The organism is Solirubrobacter soli DSM 22325 (assembly GCF_000423665.1).
GTDB lineage: Bacteria > Actinomycetota > Thermoleophilia > Solirubrobacterales > Solirubrobacteraceae > Solirubrobacter > Solirubrobacter soli.
In genome coordinates, this window is record NZ_AUIK01000027.1 from 1 (window position 1) to 20,305 (window position 20,305).

The window sequence follows — 20,305 nt, forward strand, 5'->3', positions numbered from 1 at the left end:
TCCTCGGCCGAGGCGGAGGACTGCTCGGCGACCGCCGCGACCTCGGTGATGTCGGACTCGGCGCGGGTGGCCTCGGCGCTGATCTGGTGCACGGCCGTCGCGATCGCGCTGACGCGGTCGGTGACGTCGGCGACCGCGGTGCCGATGGCCTCAAAGGCCTCCCGGGTCTGCTCGACGGTGGCGACACCGTCGGCGGTGCGCTGATTGCCTTCCTCGACGACGGTGACGACGTTCTGGGTCTCGGCCTGGATCTCGCCGATCAGCGACGAGATCTGACTGGCCGCCGACTGGGACTCCTCGGCGAGCTTGCGCACCTCCTCGGCCACGACGGCAAAGCCCTTGCCCTGCTCACCCGCCCGCGCGGCCTCGATCGCGGCATTGAGCGCGAGCAGGTTGGTCTGCTCGGCCAGACCGGTGATCGTGTCCACGATCCCGCCGATCTGCTCAGACTTGGTCGCCAGCCCCAACATCGCCGTCCCGACCTGGGCGCTGGAGCGCTCGACTTCACGGATCGCCTCCGTCGCCTGGGTGGCGGCACGGACGCCGTCCTCGGCCGCACCGCGCGCCTCCTCGGCCGCACCCGCCGTCGCGGTGGCGGTCTCGGCCGAGGCGCCCGCGGCGCGAGCGGCCTCCTGCACGGCCTCACGCGTGGACTCGACCATCCGCACCTGCCGCTCAGCACCCTGCGCGACATCAGAGACCGCAGACGCGATCTCACCCACGGCCCGACCAGCCTCCTCAGACGTCGACGCCATCTGCTGCGACGCCGACGCCACCGTGCCCGCGCCCTCGGCGACCTCGCTGAGCACGGAGCTGAGCTCACCGCGCATCGTGTTGTAGCCGTTGATCGAGTGCTGGGCCTTGCCGAGCATGTTGTTGAAGGTGGCCGACAGGCGGCCGAGCTCGTCCTTGCTGGAGACGTCGATCGGCTGCGTCACCGGCACGACCGGGATCGTCAGATCGCCCTGGGCGACGGCGTCGAGGCTCGTGGAGAGGTCGCTCAGGCAGTGCGTGTCGAGGCTCTCCATGCCCGTCGCGAGCCTGCGGACCGGGCCCACGATCGAACGCGTGACCCAGAGCGCCAGCACGATCGCGACGATCAGCGCCAGCACCGCGATGATCACGATGAAGCGGGTGCCGCTGGACGCGGTGGCCTCGGCCTCGGACACCGACTGCGCGGCGGCGGCGGTCGACGCGGCGATCAGCTTGTTGCCGGCCTGCTCGAACGCGGTGTCCGCCTCGAGCAACTTGTTGCGGTAGAGGCCGCGCGAAGCGTCGCGCTCCTCCTCGTTCTTCACGGTCTCGGCGCGTGAGAGCGCGACCGCCTGCTTCTGCGCGGCGACGAACGTGTCGCGCAGCTTCGCGTACTCGGCGAACTCGTCGGCGAGGTCCGTGCCCTTCACGAGCGCGGCGAGCTTCGGCATGTCGGCCTTGTTCGCCGCCCAGTTGGCCTTGAGCTCGCCGTTCACGCGGTCCTGGTTGGTGAGGTCGCCGTCGTAGACGTAGAGGTGCTGCGCGGTCAGGCTCATGTTGTCCTTGGCGCGCTGTTGGATCCCGCCGATCAGCTCGGCGACGCGGAGGTGGCGGTGGGCCAGGTTCTGCGAGTCGTCACGCACGCCGTTCATCGAGTGCACGCCGGTGACGGCGACCAGCGCCAACATCAGGCAGAGTGCACCGAAGGCGCCTCCAAGCCTTGCGGCGAGCGGAAGATTGCGAATGGAGGTCATGCGAATGACATCGGCCTTCTTCTGCGGTAGATAAAGGCAATGAGAAGTTCGCTAACGGAAATGGGAGCTTTTTGAGTGAGATCGGCGTGGTCGGCGCCGGCACGGCCGGGCTGGCCGCAGCCGCGCTCCTGGCCAAGGCGGGGCACCAGGTCCAGGTCCTCGAACGCGCCCCGAGTCCGGGGCCGGTCGGCGCCGGGCTGCTGCTGCAGCCGACCGGGATCGGCGTGCTGGAGCGGCTCGGCGTGCTCGACGAGATCACGGCGGGCGCGACGCGGGTGACGGAGGTGCACGGCACGACGGTCGCGGGCCGGCGCTTCATGGATCTCGCCTACGAGCGGATCGGGGCCGGGGTCCACGGCCTCGGCGTGCACCGCGGCGCCCTCTTCTCCGCTTTGCGCGGCGCGGCGGAGCGGGCGGGGGCGACGATCCTGCCCGGCGTCGAGATCGTCCACCGCGCCGACCGGACCCTGATCGACGCCGGCGGTGCCCGCTTCGGCCCGTACGACCGGATCGTCGGCGCCGACGGCGCCCGCTCGACGATGCGGCGGTTCCTCCCGTACCGCGCCCGCATCCACGAGCACCGCTGGGGTGCGCTCTGGGGCGTCTTCGACGACCCGCGGAGCACCTTCGACGGCACCCTGGACCAGTACTACGACGGCGCGCGGCGGATGGTCGGGTTCCTCCCGACCGGAACGCGAGCCGTGTCGGTCTTCTGGTCGGTCCGGCTGGACCGGATCGACGCCGTCCGCGCCGCAGGCGTCGACGCCTTCCGCGACGACCTGCTGTCGCTCGCCCCGATGGCCGAGGACGTGATCGGCGGGCTGCGCTCGACCGACGAGCTGCTGCCCGCCTCCTACCGCACGGTGATGCTCCCGCACTGGCACGACGGCACGCTCGTCCTGCTCGGCGACGCGGCGCACGCCTTCAGCCCGCAGCTCGGCCAAGGCGCCAACCTCGCGCTCCTGGACGCGGCGGCGCTCGCCGACGCCGCCTCACTCGACGCGTTCGAGGCGGCGCGCCACGCCCACGCGCGCTTCTACGGCTTCGCGGCGCGGACGCTCAACACGATGTTCCAGAACGACAACGACCTCTACGCCTGGCCGCGCGACCACCTGATGCTCACGGTCTCACGGCTGCCGTGGTTCCGGCGGCGCGCCATGGACGTGCTCGCCGGAATCGCCACCGGGCCGTTCTCCAGTATGTAAAGAGGCTATTTCTTTGTCCAAGTCACGGGCTGGAGCGGCAGCGCCAGGACCGCCTGCCACGTCGCCGCGTCGGTCTCGCCGCTCACCGGCAAGCCCTTGGACGTCTGGAAGTTCCGCAGGGCCGTGTCGGTCGCCGCGTCGAAGGTCGCCGTGACCGTCACGGCCGGGTCGAACGACGCGAGGTGCTGCTGCAGCCAGACGACCTGGTCGCCCTTGTTGCCCTGGGCCAGCGGCGGCCAGCCCGGGTCGGGCGGGGGCGCGGGCACGGGCTCCAGCGGCAACGCGAGCACGCCCCACTCGGCCTCGCCGGTCGCCTGCCAGGACCACCACGACAGACCCGCGCTGCCGTAGGCCGCCCACAGCGAGCGGAAGCGCGCGAGGTCCTCGGCCGGCGGGTTGGAGTAGGTCTGGCCGAGCGGCGCGATCGGCGTCCCGTAGATCCGGTTCTGCGCGACCGTGCGCGCCGAGACGGCGTCGACGGTCCCGCCGATGTCCTTCCAGTAGACCTGCGGCAGGTTCGCCTGCGCCGCGCCCGGGGCGAGGAACACGGAGTAGGGGAGCCGTGCGTGGTAGTCGACGTAGGGGAACGAGGTCAACCCGATCGGGTACGCCGGGCCGACCGCGGCCCGGAGCGCGGCGACGTACTGCTGCGCCGCCGCGTACTTGCCCTCGTACTGGGACTCGGCGTCGATCACGAGGCAGTCGGCGCCCGAAGCGACGGCGTCGACGCCCATCGCGGCCTCACCGGCGGGGTCGTTGCCGTAGACGAACTGCCAGGCGCAGACCTTCAGCCCCTGCGCCTTCAACGCGGCGACGAACGTGGGGTTGAACTGTGCCCAGCGGCTCGAGCCGCCGTCCGAGCTCTTGACGAACACGGTCGAGATGCCCGCCGAGCGGGCGCGGTTGGCGATCGCGACGGGGTCGCCACCCTCGCTGCGGCCCACTTCCCAGATCCACATCCCGTTGCCCCTGAAGACGTCCGGCAGCGCGCCTGGCGGGACGACGGTCCCGCCGCTCGGCTTCGGCGGCGCGAGCACCGTGATCGTGCGCGCGTTCGAGCGCCGGCCGGCGCGGTCGGACACGGTCAGCGAGACCGAGCCCGCCTTCGTTCCCGGGGGCACGCGCGCGACGTAGCCGACCCGCGTGTGGTCGAGCTTGGTGGCCAGCGCGCCGCGCGGCCAGCGGAAGGAGACGCGCATCCCCTTGTAAATGCGTTTGCCGGAGATCTGAAGCTGGCGCCCGATCGTCACCTTGATCGCGCCCTTGCACGTCGCCGAGGTCGCGGGGACGCACCGGATCCGGGTCAATTCCGGGGCTTTCTTGCGTGCCGCGCTCGCCGGCGCGGGGGCGGCGAGCGCGAGCAGAGCCGCGGCCGCGGTAAGTGTTCGGCGTCCGTTCACCACTCGCTGCCAACAGGCTAGGCGGTCGGAAGTTCCGGACCTCTCGTTACGCTTCTCCGCGAATGTCATGGCGCCGCCACCGCATGGAACGGCCGCCGCGTGTTGGCGCCGCCGTGCTGGCGAAGGGCCTCGCAGGCGTGTTCACCATCTTCATCGCGACGTCCGCGGGGGTCGCCGGCGCCGGATATCTGCAGATCCAGCCGCCTGAGGTGCCGCCGGGCCAGCCGCCCGCGCCGCCGCCGATCCAGGAGATCCCGGACAAGGAGCTGCCGGACGTAGAGCCCGGCGGCCCGCGCACGCTGCTCGTGCTCGGCTCGGACCGCCGCGCGAAGACCTCGACCGACGCCAAGCTCTACGGTCAGGCCGACCAGCCGCACTCGGACACGATCGTGCTGGTCCGCCTCGATCCGAAGCGCAACCGGATCGCGGTCATGTCGCTGCCGCGCGACCTCGCGGTGACGATCCCGGGCTACGCCGACAACACCAAGATCAACCAGGCCTACGACGAGGGCGGCCCCGGGCTCACCCTGGACACGGTGAAGCTGCTGTTCCGGAACGCGACCGGCACGCCGATGACGATCAACAGCGTCATCGACGTCAACTTCAACGGCTTCCAGCGGGCGGTCAACTACATCGGCGGCGTCTACGCCGACGTCGACCGCCACTACAACAACCCCGAGGGAACCGGGTTCGCGGCGATCGACATCCAGCCCGGCTACCAGCGCCTGGTCGGCTCGGACGCGCTGGCGTATGTCCGCTACCGCCACACGGACTCGGACATCTTCCGCAACGCGCGCCAGCAGGAGTTCCTGCGCCAGGCCTCGCTGTCGCCCAAGATCGACGATCTCAAGAGCATCCCCGCCGCCGAGAAGTTCCTGGGCACGATGCGCAGCTACTTCCGCTTCGACAAGAAGTTCCTGTCGCGGCGCAACCTCGCCGGGATGATCAAGACCGCGATCTACCTCGCGATCCATCACGCGCCCGTCAACCAGATCTCGCTGGCGTCCGGCATCACCGAGTCCGAGGACCCGACCGCGGACACGCGCCTGTACATCTCCAACGAGCGCCTACAGAAGGCCTATGACCAGTTCATGACCGGCAGCGCGGCGACGAGCAACCCGAAGCCGACGAAGAAGGTCAAGAAGGTCTCCAAGAAGGAGGCCAAGAAGAGCGACTCGGTCACCGGCCTCGAGAACGCCCGCCGGCTCGGTGAGGACATGGCGGTGATCGCCACGCCGAAGCTGAAGAACCTTCCGTTCTACTTCCCCGAGCTGCGGACCGTCGGCTCGCAGTACGCGAACGAGACGCCGCGCGTCTACTCGCTGCGCGACGAGAACAACCAGCTCCAGCGCGCGTACCGGATCGTCATCTCCGCCGGCGCGCCGGGCGAGTACTACGGCGTCCAGGGGATGACCTGGCGCAACCCGCCGGGCTTCGACCAGCCGGACCGCGTCCGCGAGATCAACGGCCGGAAGCTGCTGCTCTTCTACGACGGGTCGAAGATCCGCCAGATCGCCTGGCGCACGCCGAAGGCGCTCTACTACGTCACCAACACCCTCGATCGCAAGATCACCAACGAGCGGCTGTTGGCGATCGCGTCGTCATTGAGACGACTCAATAGTTAGGGCCCGCCGCCGAATAACGGTGCGCCCGCCGCGGCACATCCGCGGCGTCTCGCGCCACCCGCGCTGCTCACGGCCCAGAGGGCCGCATCGCGAGCGCGGCCGTCGCGAGCCACTGGCGGCTGCACCACGTCGGTCGGACCGACCATTCGTCGGCGAACCCAGCGAGACTTCTCGCCTCCGACGGGGTTGGAGTCGCGATGCGCTTCTTCGTCGCCGCGCTCGCGGCTGCCCTGATCCTGCTCGCCCCGGGGGTCGCGACCGCGGCCTGCCCCGGCGCCGACCCGTGCCCGTACTCCGCCTCGAGCGTCACCGGCCAGCGATCGGGCGGCGTCCTGCGCTTCCCGCAGGCGACCGCGCTCGGCCCGGACGGGTCGATCTACGTCGGCGACCAGCTCTCGCACGTGATCCAGGTCTTCGGCCCTGACGGCGCCTTCCAGCGCGAGATCGGCGCGCCCGGCACCGGGCCGGGGCAACTGACCGCGGTCGGCGGCGTAGCGGTCGCGGCCGACGGCACGGTCTACGTCGTCGACGGCAGCGACCGTGTGCTGCGCTTCGCGGCGGACGGGACCTTCCTGAGCCAGTTCGGCTCCAGCGGCAGCGGACCCGGGGAGTTCCACTTCGGCGCCGGCGGCGGCAACGACGCGCCGGCGGGCGGCGGGATCGCGCTCGGCCCGGACGGGACGGTCTACGTCGCCGACACCCGCAACGACCGGATCCAGCGGTTCGCCGCCGACGGCTCGTCGCCGGTCGTGATCGTCCCGGCCGGCCGGGTGAAGCGTCCGCAGGGGCTGGCGGTGAGCAAGTCGCGGCTGATCGTCGCGGACGACCTCAACCACAGGCTGGCGATCTTCGACACGGGCGGGCGCTTCATCCGCACCGTCGGCACGGGCGAGGGCAACCAGCCCGACGAGTTGCAGAACCCGTACGACGTCGCTGTCGACCCGTCCGGGCGGGTCTACGTCGCCGACAACTCCAACCACCGGATCGTCCGCTACGGGCCGGCACCGGCGTACACGTACCGCGCGCGCTGGGCCTCGTTCGGGCCACAGCCCGGGCACGTGCAGTTCCCGCGCGGGATCGCCGTCGACGCGTCCGGCAAGAGCTTCATCGCCGACCCGGGCGGCAACCGGATCGATCTCTTCGACGTCGGCGGCACGTCGCTGGGCGCGTTCGGCATCGACGGCCGCGCGTCCGGGCAATTCATCCAACCGCTCGGGGTGGGCGCCGACGCGAGCGGGATCCGCGCCGTCGCGGACTCGATCAACGGGCGGATCGTGCTGCTCAACCCGGACGGGAGCGTGGCGTCGATGTACGGCGCTCCCGCGCCCGGGCCGACGCTGCTGCCGGACCCGGTCGGCGTCGCCTTCGACGCGTCCGGCGAGATCTACGTCGTCGACCAGGAGCGCTCGCGCGTGCTCGTCTTCGACCGCACCGGGCGGATCGTCCGCAGCATCGGCTCGCGCGGGCGCAACCCGGGGCAGCTGCTGGCGCCGTCAGCGGTCGCGGTGTCGCCGGGCGGGACGGTGTACGTCGCCGACGAGGGCAACGGCCGCGTCGTGCGCTTCACCACCGCCGGCACCCACCTCGGCTCGTTCGGCTCCTACCGCTCGCTGCGCGGCATCGCGGTCTCGCCGGACGGCTCGCGGGTCTACACGGTCGACTCGGCGCGCAACAAGATCACGGTCTCGACCGCCGCCGGCGGCGATGTCGCCGAGTTCGGCGCGACCGGTTCCAAACTCGGTCAGCTGCGCTCGCCGAGCGGGATCGCCACGGACGCGGCCGGAAACGTCTGGGTCGCCGACCGCGGGAACGACCGCGTGCAGGAGTTCACGCCCGACGGCACACCGGTGACCGCGTTCGGCGAGTGGGGGACCCAGCCGGGCCAGTTCATCGAGCCGGTCGGGATCTCGGTCGACTGCCGCGGGCTGGTGACGGTCGGCGACTCCGACAACAACCGCGTCCAGACCTTCCAGGCGGCGACGCCCGGCGCCTGCGCCACGCTGCCGCAGATCCAGAGCCCGCCGGCGCCGATCCTCTACACGCAGCCCGGTCCGGTCCCGCCCGTGATCGACGTGACCGCCACGCGGACGGCGAACATCCTCGGCATCCGGCAGTTCCCGCTGCGGGTCAACAGCGACACACCGGTCAAGCTGGCCGTCACGGTCACGCTGAAGCCGCGCTCGGGCTCCAAGCGCTCGGTGAAGTTGACGCTTTCGCAGCCGCTTGCGGCCGGCAAGACCGTCACGGTCCGCCCGCGGCTGAGCGCGTCCGGGGCGGCGACGTTGCGCCGCGCGCTCGGCAAGCGGCGCGGTCTCACGGCAGATGTGCGGGTCACCGCCACGCCGACCGACGGTCCCGTGGCCGTCTTCGCGAAGCGACTTGACATAACGGGCTGAAATCTCACTCGACCGGTTGGGGTGGTTGAATCCCGGCCAATGGTCCGCCGTCTGACGTTGTTCCTCGCCCTGTTCCTCACCGTGGGCGGGGTCGCCCGCGCGGCCGAGCCCCCGAACCAGAACGATCCCTGCTCGAAGGCCGGCCGCAACACCTGCGGCACCGCTGGGGAGGGGTCCTACCGGAACTATCGGTATGGCATCCGCTGGTTCGGCGACTACCGCGGCGCGGTCGAAGGCGTCACCGGCGGGACCTTCTGCATCGACCTGCGGTTCTGGTACCCGTCGAAGAAGTTCGAGTACGAGAAGCGTTCCGCGTCCGGGCTGAAGAACAAGGACGGGGACGCGATCTCGGCGGTGAACCTGCGCCGGATGAACCGCGCGCTGTGGCGCTACGGGCGCTCCAACGACGCCACCCAGCAGGCCGCGGTGATGGTCTACGTGCACCGGTTGATGGGCGACGGCGCGCCGGGAGAGGCCGACCCGAAGGCGCTCTCGGCGGCGAGCCAGTCGATCTACGCCAAGGTCGTGTCCGACGCGGAGCGCTTCGCCGGGCCGTACAAGGTCAAGGCGACGCTCCCGGACAAGCTGGTCGCGGGCCAGGAGGCGCAGCTGACCGTCGAGGTGCTGACGGCGGGCGGGCGCCGCGTGCCCAACGTGGATGTCGACTTGAAGGCGACCGGCGCCGAGGGGCTGCCGGACTCGGTCAACACGGGCACGAGCGGCGTCGCAAAGGCGCCGATCACGGGCACCGATCCGGCGAAGGGCATCGACCTCGACGCGACCGCGGCGTCGCTGCCGGACGTCCTGCCGACGCTGTTCGCCCCGACCAAGGGGCAGTCGGTGCGCAACGCGCAGCGGCTGGTCCAGGCGGCGGTCGCGAAGCCGAGCGCGTCGGTCCAGGCGCCGGTCCGCGCGCAGCCGACGCTGGCGACGCAGATCAGCGCCCAGACGGCGGCGCCCGGCTCGGAGATCTCCGACACGATCCTCGTCCAGGGGCTCGCCGGGCAGCGGGCGACGATCCAGGCCGCGCTCTACGGCCCGTATCCCTCCCGCGAGGCGATCAAGTGCGACGACACGCCGGTCTGGACCGGCACCGTCGAGGCGACGGCCGACGGGAACTACAACACGGCGCCGGTCAAGCTCGACACGCCGGGCTACTACACGTACCGGGAGTCGATCGCCGAGAGCGACACGATCGCCGGGGTCGTGACCGCGTGCGCGGAGGTGTCGGAGACGACGATCGTCCGCGGCACCCCCAAGATCACGACGCAGGTCTCCGCCCAGGAGACCGCGCCCGGCGCCCAGATCACCGACTCGGCGATCGTGACCGGGCTCGGCAAGCTCGCGGCGACGGTCAACGTCGAGCTGTGGGGGCCGTTCCCGACCCGTGACGCGATCAAGTGCGAGGGCACGCCGTTCTGGACGGGCACGTTCCCGGCGGCCGGCGACGGGACGTACACGACCGCCCCGGTCGCGCTGACCGCGGCGGGCTACTACACGTACCGCGAGTCGATCGCGGCCACGGAGGCCTTCGACGCCGTGGTCACCAACTGCGGCGAGGCGTCGGAGACGACCATCGCCAAGGCCGCCCCGCAGGTCGAGACGGTCGTCTCGGACGCGGTGGTGCGCCCCGGCTCCGACCTCTCGGACACCCTGAAGGTCTCCGGGCTCGGCAAGACGCCGGTGCAGATCGAGGTCGAGCTCTTCGGCCCGTACGCGTCGCGGGCGGACATCGACTGCGCGGGCACGCCGTACTGGAAGGGCACGGTCGACGCGAGCGCCGGCGACGGCACGTACACCTCGCCCAAGGCGACGGTGCGGCGGGTCGGCTTCTACGTGTTCCGCGAGAAGATCGCGGGGAGCGAGACCGTCGCGGCCCATCAGGCGGAGTGCCAGGTGGAGTCCGAGACCTCGCTCGGCGCGCCGGCCATCCTCGGCGGCCGCGGCGACAGCGTCGCCTACGTCGCCCAGGGCGGGGGCGGCCCGTCGAAGGTCAAGCTCGCCCGGCTCGGCATCGACGCTCCGGTCTCCGCGATCGGGATCGACATGAAGTCGGGCGCGCTGGGCATCCCCGAGAACATCAAGCGGGTGGGTTGGTGGCGTGACGGCGCGACCCCCGGCGACGAGGCCGGCACGGCGCTGATCGCCGGCCACGTGGACAGCGCCAAGGCCGGCGCTGGGGCGTTCTACGCGCTCAAGAGCGCCCGCCGCGGCGACATCGTGACCGTCCAACAGGGTGGCAAGACCCTCAAGTACCGCGTGACGACGATCAAGATCATGCGCAAGGCGCAGCTGCCGACCAACATCTACACCCGCGCCGGCTCGCCGAAGCTCGTCCTGGTGACGTGCGGCGGCCCGTTCGACGCCAAGATCGGCCACTACCGCGACAACGTCGTCGTGACCGCCGTCCCGGCCTGATGCTCCTCGCGCATCGGGGGAAGTCGCCGACGGTCGATCCGAGCGCCTACGTGGCGCCGAACGCGATCGTCTGCGGCGACGTCCGGATCGGCCCGGACAGCCGCGTCCTGTTCGGCGCGGTGCTGACGGCCGAGGACGGGCGGGTGGATGTCGGCGCGCGCTGCGTGATCATGGAGAACGCGCTCGTCCGCGGGCGAGCGCAGCACCCGGCGGACATCGGCGACGACGTGCTGATCGGCCCGCACGCCCACGTCAACGGCGTGCGGATCGAGAACGGGTGCTTCATCGCGACCGGCGCGGCGCTCTTCCCCGGCGCCCGCGTGGGCGCGGGCAGCGAGGTCCGCATCCACGGCGTCGTCCAGGTCAACACCGTGCTCGACCCCGGATCGACCGTCCCGATCGGCTGGATCGCGGTCGGCGACCCGGCACAGATCCTCCCGCCCGACCGTCACGAGGACATCTGGGCCATCCAGCGCGAGCTCGACTTCCCCGGCACCGTCTACGGCATCCCGCGCGGCACCGACGCGACGACGATGATGCGCGGCCAGGCGGAGTGGTTCGCCGCCCACCGCGGCGACGCCGAGACCTAGGCCAGTGCTCCTGCCGATCTCTCCCGACGACGTCGCGGCGGCGGCCCGGCGCCTCGAGGACGTGGCGAACCGCACGCCGGTGCTGACGAGCCGAGCGCTCGACGAGCGCCTCGCCGCGACGGTGTTCATGAAGGCGGAGTCCTTCCAGCGCGGGGGCTCGTTCAAGTTCCGCGGCGCGTACAACAAGGTCGCGTCGTTGTCGGAGCGCGAACGCGCCCGCGGCGTGGTCGCGTCCTCGTCGGGCAACCACGCGCAGGCGCTGGCGATCGCCGCCTCGCTGGCGGGCACGCGCGCGACGATCTTCATGCCGCAGGACGCGCCCGCGTCCAAGCGCGCCGCCACCGAGGGCTACGGCGCGCGGGTGATCGAGTGGGACCGCTACGCCGATGACATCGAGACGATCGTGGAGGAGTTCGCCGAGCGCGAGGGTCTCGCGATGGTCCACCCCTACGACGACCCGTTGATCATGGCCGGGGCGGGGACCTCGACCCGGGAGCTGCTCGAGGAGGCCGGCCCGCTGGACCTGGTGGTGGTCCCGGCCGGGGGCGGCGGCCAGATCGCGGGCGGCGCCGTCGCCGCGGCTCCCACCCGTGTGATCGGCGTCGAGCCGGCCGCGGTCGGCCAGTGGGCCGCGGCGATCGCCGCCGGCCGCCCCGCGCCGATCGATGTCCAGCGGACGATCGCCGACGGTCAGCAGGTGCGCGCGCCCGGGCACCTGACATTCGCCGTCACGAAGGCGCTGGTCGAGGACGTCGTCGGCGTCAGCGACCCGCAGCTGCTGGACGCGATGCGGTACCTGTTCGAGCGGCAGAAGCTCGTCGTCGAGCCGAGCGGAGCGAGTGCGCTCGCGGCGATCCTGGCCGGCTTGATCGACGTCCGCGGCCTGCGGGTGGGCGTGATCCTCTCCGGCGGAAACATCGCCATCGACCGCTTCCTGCAACTGATGTCATGACCGGCCGGCGGCGAGCCACGCCCAGAACGCAGTCGTCGCCGCGCTCGCCCGGCCCCGCCGGCGGACGGCGCGCAGCTCGCGGTGCAGACCGCCGTCGCGCAGCGGCAGCGCGTGGACGGTGCCGGCCGTCAGCTCGGCCTCGATCGCCAGCCGCGACAGCAGCGTGAAGCTCCCGCCGTCGAGCGCGCGCTTGACGCTCTGAAAGCTCGCGAGCTCCAGGGCGGGGGTGAGTTCGATGCCGGCCTCGCGTAGCGCGGCGGCGGCGACCGCGCGGGTGCCGGAGCCGGACTCGCGGGTCACATAGGCGTCCGTGACGAGCTCGCGGGCGGTGACCGACGTGCGGCGCGCCCAGCGGTGGCCGGAGGCGACGACGACCACGATCTCGTCGCGCCACACGTCGATCGCCTCGAACTCGTCGAGCGGGTCGAGACCCTCGACGAGGCCGATGTCGACCTCGCCCGCGCGCAGCCGCGCGAGCACGCCGGTCGAGTTGACGATGTCGACCGTCGCCCGCAGGCCCGGGTGGGCGAGCCGGAACTCGGCGAGCCAGCCGGGGAGGAGGAACTCGCCCGTCGTGTGGCTGGCGGCCAGCGACAGGACGCTCGCGGTCGCGGCCCGGCGGTCGGCGATCGTCGCCTCCGCCCGCACGAGCGCCAGGACCGCCTGCTTGGCCTCCGGGTACAGCAACCGCGCGTCCTCGGTCGCTCGCAGCCCGAACCGCCCGCGTTCAAAGAGCGTGACCGCGAGCCGCTTCTCGAGGTTGCGGATGCGCTTGGTCACCGCGGACGCGGTCAGGTCGAGCGCGTCGGCGGCGCCGTGGATGCTCCCGACCTCCATCGCCACCGTGAACGCCACGAGCTCTGACCCGGAGAGTGGCGTGGCGTTCATCGGCGACCATTCTGGCGGTGTTGGTCGCGGCGGTCAGCCACGCGCCGACCAGGAAGACATAGAGCGCGACGGCGAGCCACCCGAGCGCGATCGAGCCGCTGTGGCGGGCGAGCTCGCTGGTTCCGGTGACCACCGTGCCGACGGGGAACGTGAAGCTCCACCACGTCAAGGAGAAGCGCAGGCCCGGCGTGCGGATCGTGATCGCTGCCGCGATTGCCATCCACAGCAGCGCGAAGCCGAGGACCGGCATCCCGTAGAGCACGCCGGCGAAGCTCGGGAGGCCGGCGACGTCGGCCAGCAGGTTGGCGGCGGTGATCGACTGGCCGAGCGGGCCGAGCACGATCCAGAGCGTCGGGACCAGTGCCGCCGGCCCAACTCCGTGGTGCAGCAGCTTGTTCCAGAGCACGGCGATCACGACGAACGCGGCCAGCAGGCTCAGCCCGAACATCGCCCCGCAGGCGAGCAGCAGGTCGAGGCGGGCCTCGCCAGGCGGCAATCGGTCGATCAGTGCCGCTCCGGTCGCCGCCGACACCATCGGCGCGACGACCGGCATCAGCCACGCGCCCCACGCGCTGTCGGGCGCGAACTCGTGGCGAGTGAACATCAGGTACGGGACCGCGACCGCCGCGGCGAGCCCGGTCAGCGTGCCCGCGGTCCACAGCACCACGTCGATCCCGACCGGCAGGCCGAGCAGCAGCGAGCCGGCGCCGACGGTCATGAGCGCCATCGGCGGCGCGCCGTAGAACGGCACCATCGCGGGGTTGCGCGCGTGCGCCAGGAACTCCCGCCAGCGCAGCGCGGTCGCCACGACCAGCCCCGCCAGCAGCGTCGCGGCGAGGCACCAGACGCTGAACGCCGCGTCGTGCAGCGTCTCGGAGCGGTGGGGGAGGAGCAGCGCGGCGTTGGCCACGATGCCCGTTCCCATCACCGTCGCGTACCAGTTGGGAGCCATGCCGCCAGCTTGCCCGAGCCCGGCGGCACGTCCCAGTCGGATCAGGCCGCGTTCGTTTCCAATCTGGAAACGACTAGCGGTTGCCGAACAGGTTCAGCAGCGAGAGGAAGATGTTGATGATCGAGACGAAGATGCCCGTCGCGAGCCAGACGACGTCGTCCTCGGTGGCGTGCTTGCGCACGTAGTTGAAGTCGACCAGGATCAGCAGCGCCGAGGCGGCGAGGATGATCAGTGAGATGAACGGCGAGAGCGAGCCGATCCCGCCCACGAAGATCGCCACGATCGAGACGACGACGGCGCCGAGGACGATGAACGACAGCGGGCGCGCCCAGCCGGACACGTCCTTGCTCCAGGCGAAGCCGGCCGCGCCCATGCCGACCACGGTCAGCGCGGTCAGCGCGGCGGCGCTGGTCACGACGCCGGGCTGCGACTCGAAGTAGTAGTTCAGGACCGGCCCGAGCCCGAACCCGATCAGCGCCGCGAGCGCGGCGAGCCAACCGATGCCCAGCGGGCCGTAGCGCAGCGGGCGCACGAAGTTCTGGACCAGCAGCATGCCGAGGCCGGCGAACGACAGCAGCCGCGCGGTCCCGAAGCTCAGATCACGGCCGAGGTAGGTCCCGAGGGCACAGAGCCCGAGGGCTGCGCCGACGAGGAACAGGACCTGGCCCATGATCGTGGGCACACTCCGCGCGCGTACGGAAGATGAGGCCGCAATGAAAGACATGCACTACAGGATAGTTCAGCCGCCCGTCACGTCGCGCCGGATGAAATGGGTGAAAGCCCAGGCCAGAGCGGGCACGGCGAACAACGCGCTCGTCCACGCCGCGCGAATCACCGGAGTCCAGTCGATCGGGTCGCGCAGGAGGCCCTGCCACGCGTTGAACTGGGTCGGCAGCAGGTAGGGGCGCAGGAAGTCGAGCGCGGAGATGATCCCCAGCAGCTGCATGATCAGCGACAGCATCAGGGTCGCCACGACCGCGGCGGCGCTGTTGCGGGTGACGGTCGAGAGCAGGAGCGCCAGCGAGGCGACCGCCATCGTCGGCAGGAAGTACGTGAGCGTGGTCGCCCCGAGCAGCACGAGCGAGCGCTCCGTGGAGATCTTGTTGCCCGACAGCGAGACCAAGGGGTCGAAGCCCCAGATCAGACCGCCGATCACGAGCCCGATCCCGACATAGAGCACCAGCGCGGCGAACGCATAGGTGAAGGCGGCCAGCACCTTGGCCACGAAGATCTGCCAGCGGTCGACCGAGCGGGTGAAGATCGTCTTCAACGTGCCGTTGCCGTCCTCGTTGGCGACGATGTCGCCCGCCACGAGCGCGGTGATCAACGGGAAGAACCAGAACGCGGCGAAGTACAGGCCGACGAGCGGGATCGCCACGCCGGACTCGCGCACATAGTCCGCGAACGGGATGCCCTCCGGGCCGGAGTCGTCGGCCAGCAGCGCGGTGATGAAGATCAGCGGGACGAGCAGCGCGCAGCCGAGGCCGATGAACGTGCGCTTCTGCGCGCGCAGCTTGCGCAGCTCCCACGCGTAGACGGTGCGCACGCCAGGACGTCGCACGACGTGCTGCGCCGCCACTTCGCGCGGCCGGGCCACCTCTGAAGCATGCGCGCTCACGCGGCGGCCCCCTCGGTCATCCGGAAGAACAGCTCCTCCAAGGTCGCGGTGCGGGGGACGAGCGCGAGCAGCCCGATGTCCGCCTGCGCCAGCTCCAGGGTAAGCGCCGCGACCTCGCGCTCCTCGGCGGCGAACTCGATCCCGCCGCCATTCACGGTCACGTCGAAGGCCCGCGAGGCGATCTCCGCCGCGGCCTCGTCGTCGGTCGTCCGCAGCGTGTAGCGCCCGCCGGTCGAGGCGATCAGCTCGTGCAGCTCGCCCTCGTAGACCACCCGCCCGCGACTCACGATCGCGACGCGATCGCAGAGATCCTCGACCTCGTCCATCAGGTGCGAGCTCAAGAGCACCGTCAGCCCGTCCTCGGCCAGCCGGTGCACGAGCGCGCGCATGTCGCGCATGCCCGCCGGGTCCAGCCCGGTCGTGGGCTCGTCGAGCAGCAGGAGCTTCGGATCGCGCAACAGCGCCCCGGCGATGCCGAGGCGCTGCTTCATGCCGTGCGAGTAGCCGCGGACCTTGTCGTGCGCGCGGCCCGCGAGGTCCACGGTCTCCAAGGCGTCGTCGATGCGTTCAGGCGCGTCGCCGCCGTCGAGGGCGGCGACGAGCTCGAGGTTCTTGCGCCCCGACATGTACGGGTAGAAGCGCGGCGCCTCGACGAACCCCGCCACCCCGTCGAGGGCGCGGGCGCCCTCGAGCAGCGGGTCGCGGCCGAACAGCGCCGCGGAGCCCTCGTCGGGCCGGATCAACCCGAGCAGCATCCGCAGCGACGTCGTCTTCCCGGCCCCGTTGGGCCCGAGGTAGCCGTAGACGTCGCCGGCCCGGACCGTCAGGTCGACGTGGTCGACGGCGGTCACCGGCCCGTAGCGCTTGACGAGGCCGCGCGCCTCGATCGCCGCGCTCACTTCAGTCCCCGCGCGGCGTTCTCGGCGGCGACGGGCGGGACCGAGCCGGCGACGAGGTAGTTCACGTCGCCCGACTGGAACGTCACGAGCGTCCCGAGCGCGGTCGCCAGCTCCTGCCCGGTCGCGCCATCGATATTGACCTGGGGGAGGGTCACGCCGTCGCGGCCGTTGCCGAAGAGCGGCTTCTGCTCGCCGTCGGCCTTGCGCTGGAAGACGAGGATCTGGCCGAAGCCCTCGCCGTAGGTGACCAGCGCGCCCTTCTCGGAGCCGTACTTGACGAGGGTGACCGACCGGCGCGGCAGGCCGGCCAGCTCGGCGGGGGCGGAGAGCTGGAAGTCGAGCTGCTTCTGGACGTTCTCGGCGCCGGTGACGTGCACGGGCTTGCCCTGCTGGTCGACGCCCGCCGGCGGGTTGAGCTCGGTCACCTTGGCGCCCGCGGGCGGCGTGGTCGAGATCATCGAGGCCGGGATCGGGCCGTAGGCGACGTCGGTCGCCTTCAGCTCGAGGACCGGGTCCTGCGAGCCCTGCGCGTAGATCGCCGCGCGCAGCGGCACGCCGCGGGTGGCGTCCCAGGCCAACTCGGCGGCGCCGAGCAGCCCGCCGTCGTCCTTCGGGGCGATCCGCACGGTGTAGGTCGGGCGGTTGCCGGTCACGCTGGGGATCGCGCCGGACAGCTGCCACACCTTGCCGAGACGGGCAAGGCCTTCACGGACGCCGGCGAGGGTCGCGGGCTCCTTCTTGGCGGTACGCGGCGTCTCGTCCTGGGGGAGCGCGCCCGTGAAGGCCGTTTTCGAGGTCGCGTCGTAGAACAGGAACTTCTTGCCGTCGGAGACGATCTGGGCGTCGCCGTTGGTCGACTGCAGCTCGAGCCGCGCGCGGCCGTCGTTCGCCAGCCACACGCGACCGGTGGCGCCGGTCAGCGTGGGGGAGGCGGTGTCGCGCGGCAGCGAGCCGCTGGGGAGCAGGTTGTTGGTGAACTCGATCCGGGCGCTGACGCCCTGCACGGCGGGTGCGTTGGCGGCGTCGAGGATCGCGCGGTCGAGGGCCTTGGGAGCGGGCTTCTGCGCGCCCGTGAGGGCGGCTTGGGCAATGCCGGCTCCGGCCACCACAGCCACCAGCACGGCGACGATCGCCAGCAGGCGGGGGGAGGATGCGGTGCGGAGTCTTCTCATCGTGGAGGCAGTTGTACGGGCGGAGTTGGAGAGATCTCTGACAGTGCCGATATAGCCTCAAGGATGCGCCGGATCGCCCTGATCGCCCTCGTCGTGCTCGCCGGTTGCGGCCAGACGGCCTCGGAACCGCTCCCGGACGTGCGCCCGGTCGCGCCGACCCCGCAGCAGTCCGCGGCGCTCACCCGCGTCGTCACCGACTTCACCCGCGGATTCCGCAGCCGCGACGGCGAAGCGGTGTGCGCTCTCCTGACACCGGTCGCGCAGAGCTACCTCGCCGGCACACGCGGCACGGGCTGTGCGGACGTCGTCATCGGCCACGAGCGCGTCCCGGCCAAGACGCGCGCCGTCACGGTCTCGACCGACGGGACCGGCGCGACGATCGTCTTCGCCGACTGCCGCCGCTGGCGGCTCGTCCTGCAGGGCGACGCCTGGCTGATCGACGACCTGCCGCTCAGTCGCCCGCGCTGCGAGGCCACTGATCGACCCACAGCGTGAACGCCGGGCCGTCGACGGTGACGGCGCCGCCGTGCCGCTCGACGATCGCCTTCACGATCGCCAGGCCGAGGCCTGAGCCCTCGCCGCGCGCGGTCGGCCCGCGGGCGAAGCGCTCGAAGACGTCCTCGCCCGGCGCCGGACCCGGGCCCTCGTCGGCGACCCGCAGGAACGCCCGGCCGTCCTCGCCGCCGACCGTGATCGTCACCCGCCCCTCGCCGTGCTTGCGCGCGTTGCGGACGAGGTTCTCGACCGCCCGCTCGAACGCCGGCCGTTCCACCCGCACGGTCACGTCCTGCTCGACGATCAGCTCGTCCGCGCCCCGCGCCAGCTCCGACAGCGCGACCGGCTCGCCCTGCGCGGGGGCCGCGGCGTCCTCCCGGGCCAGTGCGAGCAGGTCGTCGAGCAGCTCGGAGAGCCGTTCCGCGCCGGCCTCGATGTCGGCCAGCACGGCCGGATCGGCGCCGTGGCGGGCGATGTAGGCCGCGTTGCCGCGCAACGCGGTGAGCGGGGTTCGGAGCTCGTGCGAGGCGTCGCCGACGAACCGGTGCTCGGCCTCCTGCGCCCGTTGCAGCGAGGCGAGCATGGCGTTGAGGGTCCGCGCCAGCTCGGCGACCTCGTCGCGGGTGGGCGTCTCGGGGAGGCGCTCGCCGATGTCGCCGGAGTGCTCGATCGCCCGCGCGCCGGAGGACAGGCGGGTGAGCGGGCGCAGCGCGCGGCGGGTCAGCCACGCCGCCATCAGCGCGGCCAGCGCCGCGGCGAGGAGCGCGAGCGGTGCGATCAATCGCCGCGTCTGGTCGAGCGTGCGCTCGATGTCGGCGAGCGAGCCGGCGACCAGCACGGCGCCGCCCGACGCCTGACCACGGCCGAGCTCCCCGAGCGGCGCCGCGTACATCCGCAGTCGCTCGGAGCCGAGGTCGCCGTCGGCGAACGAGGACTGGCGCTGATCGAGCGCCCGCTCCGTCGCGCCGTCGGCGTCCAGCACGCGGCCTCCGAGCGCGCTCGATCGCCCCAGGATGCGGCCGTTGCGGTCGATCACCTGCACATAGAGCGCGCTGCCGGACAGCGTCCCTTCGAGCGCCCCGGGGGCGGTCAGCTGGTCTGGCGCCGTGGCGTTCAGCCGCGCGACGTCGGCCGCGCGCCGCACGAGCGTGTCCTCGAGGCTCGAACGCAACTCGCGTTCGAGCAGCTTCGGCACGGCGATCACGAGCAGCGCGACCGCGAGCGCGATCGACGCCGCCGCGGCGAGGGCGACGCGCCTACGTAGGGTCACTCCCTATCGAACCTGAAGCCGACGCCGCGGACCGTGTGGATCAGCGGCGGGTCGCCGAGCTTGCGGCGCAGGTAGGCGACGTAGCGGTCGACGGCGTTCATCGTCACCTCGCCCTCGCCGCCCCATTCCTCCAGCGCCAGCTCGCGGGTGACGACGCCGCGGGCGTTGCGCAGCAGCAGCGCGAGCAGCTCCGCCTCGCGGCGCGTCAGCTCGAGGTCCGTGCCGCCTCGGCGCGCCGTCCCGGTCTCGAGGTCGAGCGTGACGTCGGCGAAGGCCAGCTGCTCTGTGGCGAGCGGCGCGTTGCGGCGCAGCAGGGCCCGGACCCGCGCCCGCAGCTCGTCGACGTCGAACGGCTTCACGAGATAGTCGTCCGCGCCCGCGTCCAGTCCGGCGACCCGCTCGTGGACCGCGTCGCGGGCGGTCAGCAGCAGGATCGGCACGCGCAGGCCCTTCGCCCGCAGCCGCCGCGTCACCGCCAGGCCGTCGAGGCCGGGCATCGTCACGTCCAGGACGATCGCGTCGGGCACGCTGCGCTCGACCGCCGCGAGCGCCGCCCCGCCGTCGGCGGCCGCGACCACGTCGTAGCCCTCGGCGGTCAGCGTGCGCTCGAGCATGCGCCGGATCGGCGCATCGTCATCGACGAGAAGGAGTGCGGCTTCGGACATTTCAGAGAAGGTACGTCACAAATCCAGGTCCAT

17 protein-coding genes are annotated in these 20,305 nt (G+C 71.9%); 7 read left to right on the plus strand and 10 right to left on the minus strand.

The window, feature by feature from the left end:
- A partial coding sequence (locus G569_RS0121580) for a methyl-accepting chemotaxis protein (protein ID WP_028064969.1) occupies positions 1-1,661 on the minus strand: 1,661 nt, incomplete at its 3' end.
- Positions 1,662-1,798: 137 nt separating this feature from the next.
- Here G569_RS0121580 and G569_RS50380 point away from each other — a divergent pair.
- Positions 1,799-2,932: an FAD-dependent oxidoreductase gene (locus tag G569_RS50380; RefSeq protein WP_037498230.1), complete on the plus strand. Its 1,134-nt coding sequence runs from the start codon at positions 1,799-1,801 to the stop codon at positions 2,930-2,932.
- 5 nt (positions 2,933-2,937) lie between these two features.
- Here G569_RS50380 and G569_RS0121590 read toward each other — a convergent pair whose 3' ends face one another.
- Positions 2,938-4,239 carry a peptidoglycan-binding protein gene (locus G569_RS0121590; protein WP_037498166.1) on the minus strand — a complete coding sequence of 434 codons (1,302 nt, stop codon included), beginning with the start codon at positions 4,237-4,239 and terminating at the stop codon, positions 2,938-2,940.
- Between the two features lie 155 nt (positions 4,240-4,394).
- Between G569_RS0121590 and G569_RS58590 the strand changes: the two genes are divergently transcribed.
- The 5 genes from G569_RS58590 (at position 4,395) to G569_RS0121615 (ending at position 12,313) form a co-directional block, all read left to right on the plus strand.
- On the plus strand, positions 4,395-5,957 hold the full coding sequence (locus tag G569_RS58590; protein WP_084285341.1) for an LCP family protein: 1,563 nt from the start codon (positions 4,395-4,397) through the stop codon (positions 5,955-5,957).
- Positions 5,958-6,154: 197 nt separating this feature from the next.
- Positions 6,155-8,353 (plus strand): 6-bladed beta-propeller, encoded by a 2,199-nt coding sequence (locus G569_RS0121600; RefSeq protein WP_028064972.1) that lies wholly within the window; start codon positions 6,155-6,157, stop codon positions 8,351-8,353.
- 39 nt (positions 8,354-8,392) lie between these two features.
- The gene (locus G569_RS58595; RefSeq protein ID WP_053226768.1) at positions 8,393-10,771 is read left to right on the plus strand and encodes a sortase domain-containing protein; all 2,379 of its coding nucleotides are present in this window, start codon (positions 8,393-8,395) and stop codon (positions 10,769-10,771) included.
- Positions 10,771-11,361, plus strand: coding sequence for a gamma carbonic anhydrase family protein (locus G569_RS0121610; RefSeq protein ID WP_028064973.1), 591 nt, complete (start codon positions 10,771-10,773; stop codon positions 11,359-11,361). Before G569_RS58595 ends, G569_RS0121610 begins: the two co-directional genes overlap by 1 nt.
- Positions 11,362-11,365: 4 nt before the next feature.
- Positions 11,366-12,313, plus strand: a complete 948-nt coding sequence (locus G569_RS0121615; RefSeq protein WP_211233046.1) for a pyridoxal-phosphate dependent enzyme — start codon at positions 11,366-11,368, stop codon at positions 12,311-12,313.
- On the opposite strand, the gene G569_RS50395 is transcribed toward G569_RS0121615, so the two are convergent.
- The 6 genes from G569_RS50395 to G569_RS0121645 form a co-directional block, all read right to left on the minus strand.
- Complete coding sequence (locus G569_RS50395; RefSeq protein WP_053226769.1) at positions 12,308-13,150, minus strand: LysR family transcriptional regulator; 843 nt, start codon at positions 13,148-13,150, stop codon at positions 12,308-12,310. The genes G569_RS0121615 and G569_RS50395 overlap by 6 nt on opposite strands.
- A complete protein-coding gene (locus tag G569_RS61355; RefSeq protein ID WP_211233047.1) occupies positions 13,041-14,153 on the minus strand; it encodes a TDT family transporter in 1,113 nt (370 codons plus the stop codon). The genes G569_RS50395 and G569_RS61355 overlap by 110 nt, the downstream gene beginning before the upstream one ends.
- A 73-nt stretch (positions 14,154-14,226) precedes the next feature.
- Entirely contained in the window at positions 14,227-14,835 is a 609-nt protein-coding gene (locus tag G569_RS58600; RefSeq protein ID WP_053226770.1) for a Bax inhibitor-1/YccA family protein, read from the minus strand.
- Positions 14,836-14,892: 57 nt separating this feature from the next.
- On the minus strand, positions 14,893-15,750 hold the full coding sequence (locus G569_RS0121635; RefSeq protein WP_028064976.1) for an ABC transporter permease: 858 nt from the start codon (positions 15,748-15,750) through the stop codon (positions 14,893-14,895).
- A gap of 17 nt (positions 15,751-15,767) precedes the next feature.
- On the minus strand, positions 15,768-16,670 hold the full coding sequence (locus G569_RS0121640) for an ABC transporter ATP-binding protein (RefSeq protein WP_028064977.1): 903 nt from the start codon (positions 16,668-16,670) through the stop codon (positions 15,768-15,770).
- Positions 16,667-17,842, minus strand: a complete 1,176-nt coding sequence (locus tag G569_RS0121645) for a LolA family protein (RefSeq protein ID WP_157592207.1) — start codon at positions 17,840-17,842, stop codon at positions 16,667-16,669. Before G569_RS0121645 ends, G569_RS0121640 begins: the two co-directional genes overlap by 4 nt.
- Before the next feature lie 63 nt (positions 17,843-17,905).
- On the opposite strand from G569_RS0121645, the gene G569_RS50410 reads away from it, so the two are divergent.
- Positions 17,906-18,337: an LptM family lipoprotein gene (locus tag G569_RS50410; RefSeq protein ID WP_037498170.1), complete on the plus strand. Its 432-nt coding sequence runs from the start codon at positions 17,906-17,908 to the stop codon at positions 18,335-18,337.
- Here G569_RS50410 and G569_RS58605 read toward each other — a convergent pair.
- Entirely contained in the window at positions 18,294-19,607 is a 1,314-nt protein-coding gene (locus G569_RS58605) for a sensor histidine kinase (RefSeq protein WP_053226772.1), read from the minus strand. The genes G569_RS50410 and G569_RS58605 overlap by 44 nt on opposite strands.
- The gene (locus tag G569_RS0121660) at positions 19,604-20,272 is read right to left on the minus strand and encodes a response regulator transcription factor (RefSeq protein WP_028064979.1); all 669 of its coding nucleotides are present in this window, start codon (positions 20,270-20,272) and stop codon (positions 19,604-19,606) included. The genes G569_RS58605 and G569_RS0121660 overlap by 4 nt, the downstream gene beginning before the upstream one ends.
- Between the last annotated feature and the right edge of the window lie 33 nt (positions 20,273-20,305).

Excerpts from the sequence above, each read along its gene's own strand:
- G569_RS58590 (WP_084285341.1), top strand. The coding sequence starts at position 4,395 with ATGTCATGGCGCCGCCACCGCATGGAACGGCCGCCGCGTGTTGGCGCC.
- G569_RS0121600 (WP_028064972.1), top strand. The coding sequence starts at position 6,155 with ATGCGCTTCTTCGTCGCCGCGCTCGCGGCTGCCCTGATCCTGCTCGCC.
- G569_RS58595 (WP_053226768.1), top strand. The coding sequence starts at position 8,393 with ATGGTCCGCCGTCTGACGTTGTTCCTCGCCCTGTTCCTCACCGTGGGC.
- G569_RS0121610 (WP_028064973.1), top strand. The coding sequence starts at position 10,771 with ATGCTCCTCGCGCATCGGGGGAAGTCGCCGACGGTCGATCCGAGCGCC.
- G569_RS50395 (WP_053226769.1), bottom strand. The coding sequence starts at position 13,150 with ATGGAGGTCGGGAGCATCCACGGCGCCGCCGACGCGCTCGACCTGACC.
- G569_RS61355 (WP_211233047.1), bottom strand. The coding sequence starts at position 14,153 with ATGGCTCCCAACTGGTACGCGACGGTGATGGGAACGGGCATCGTGGCC.
- G569_RS0121645 (WP_157592207.1), bottom strand. The coding sequence starts at position 17,842 with ATGAGAAGACTCCGCACCGCATCCTCCCCCCGCCTGCTGGCGATCGTC.
- G569_RS50410 (WP_037498170.1), top strand. The coding sequence starts at position 17,906 with ATGCGCCGGATCGCCCTGATCGCCCTCGTCGTGCTCGCCGGTTGCGGC.
- G569_RS0121660 (WP_028064979.1), bottom strand. The coding sequence starts at position 20,272 with ATGTCCGAAGCCGCACTCCTTCTCGTCGATGACGATGCGCCGATCCGG.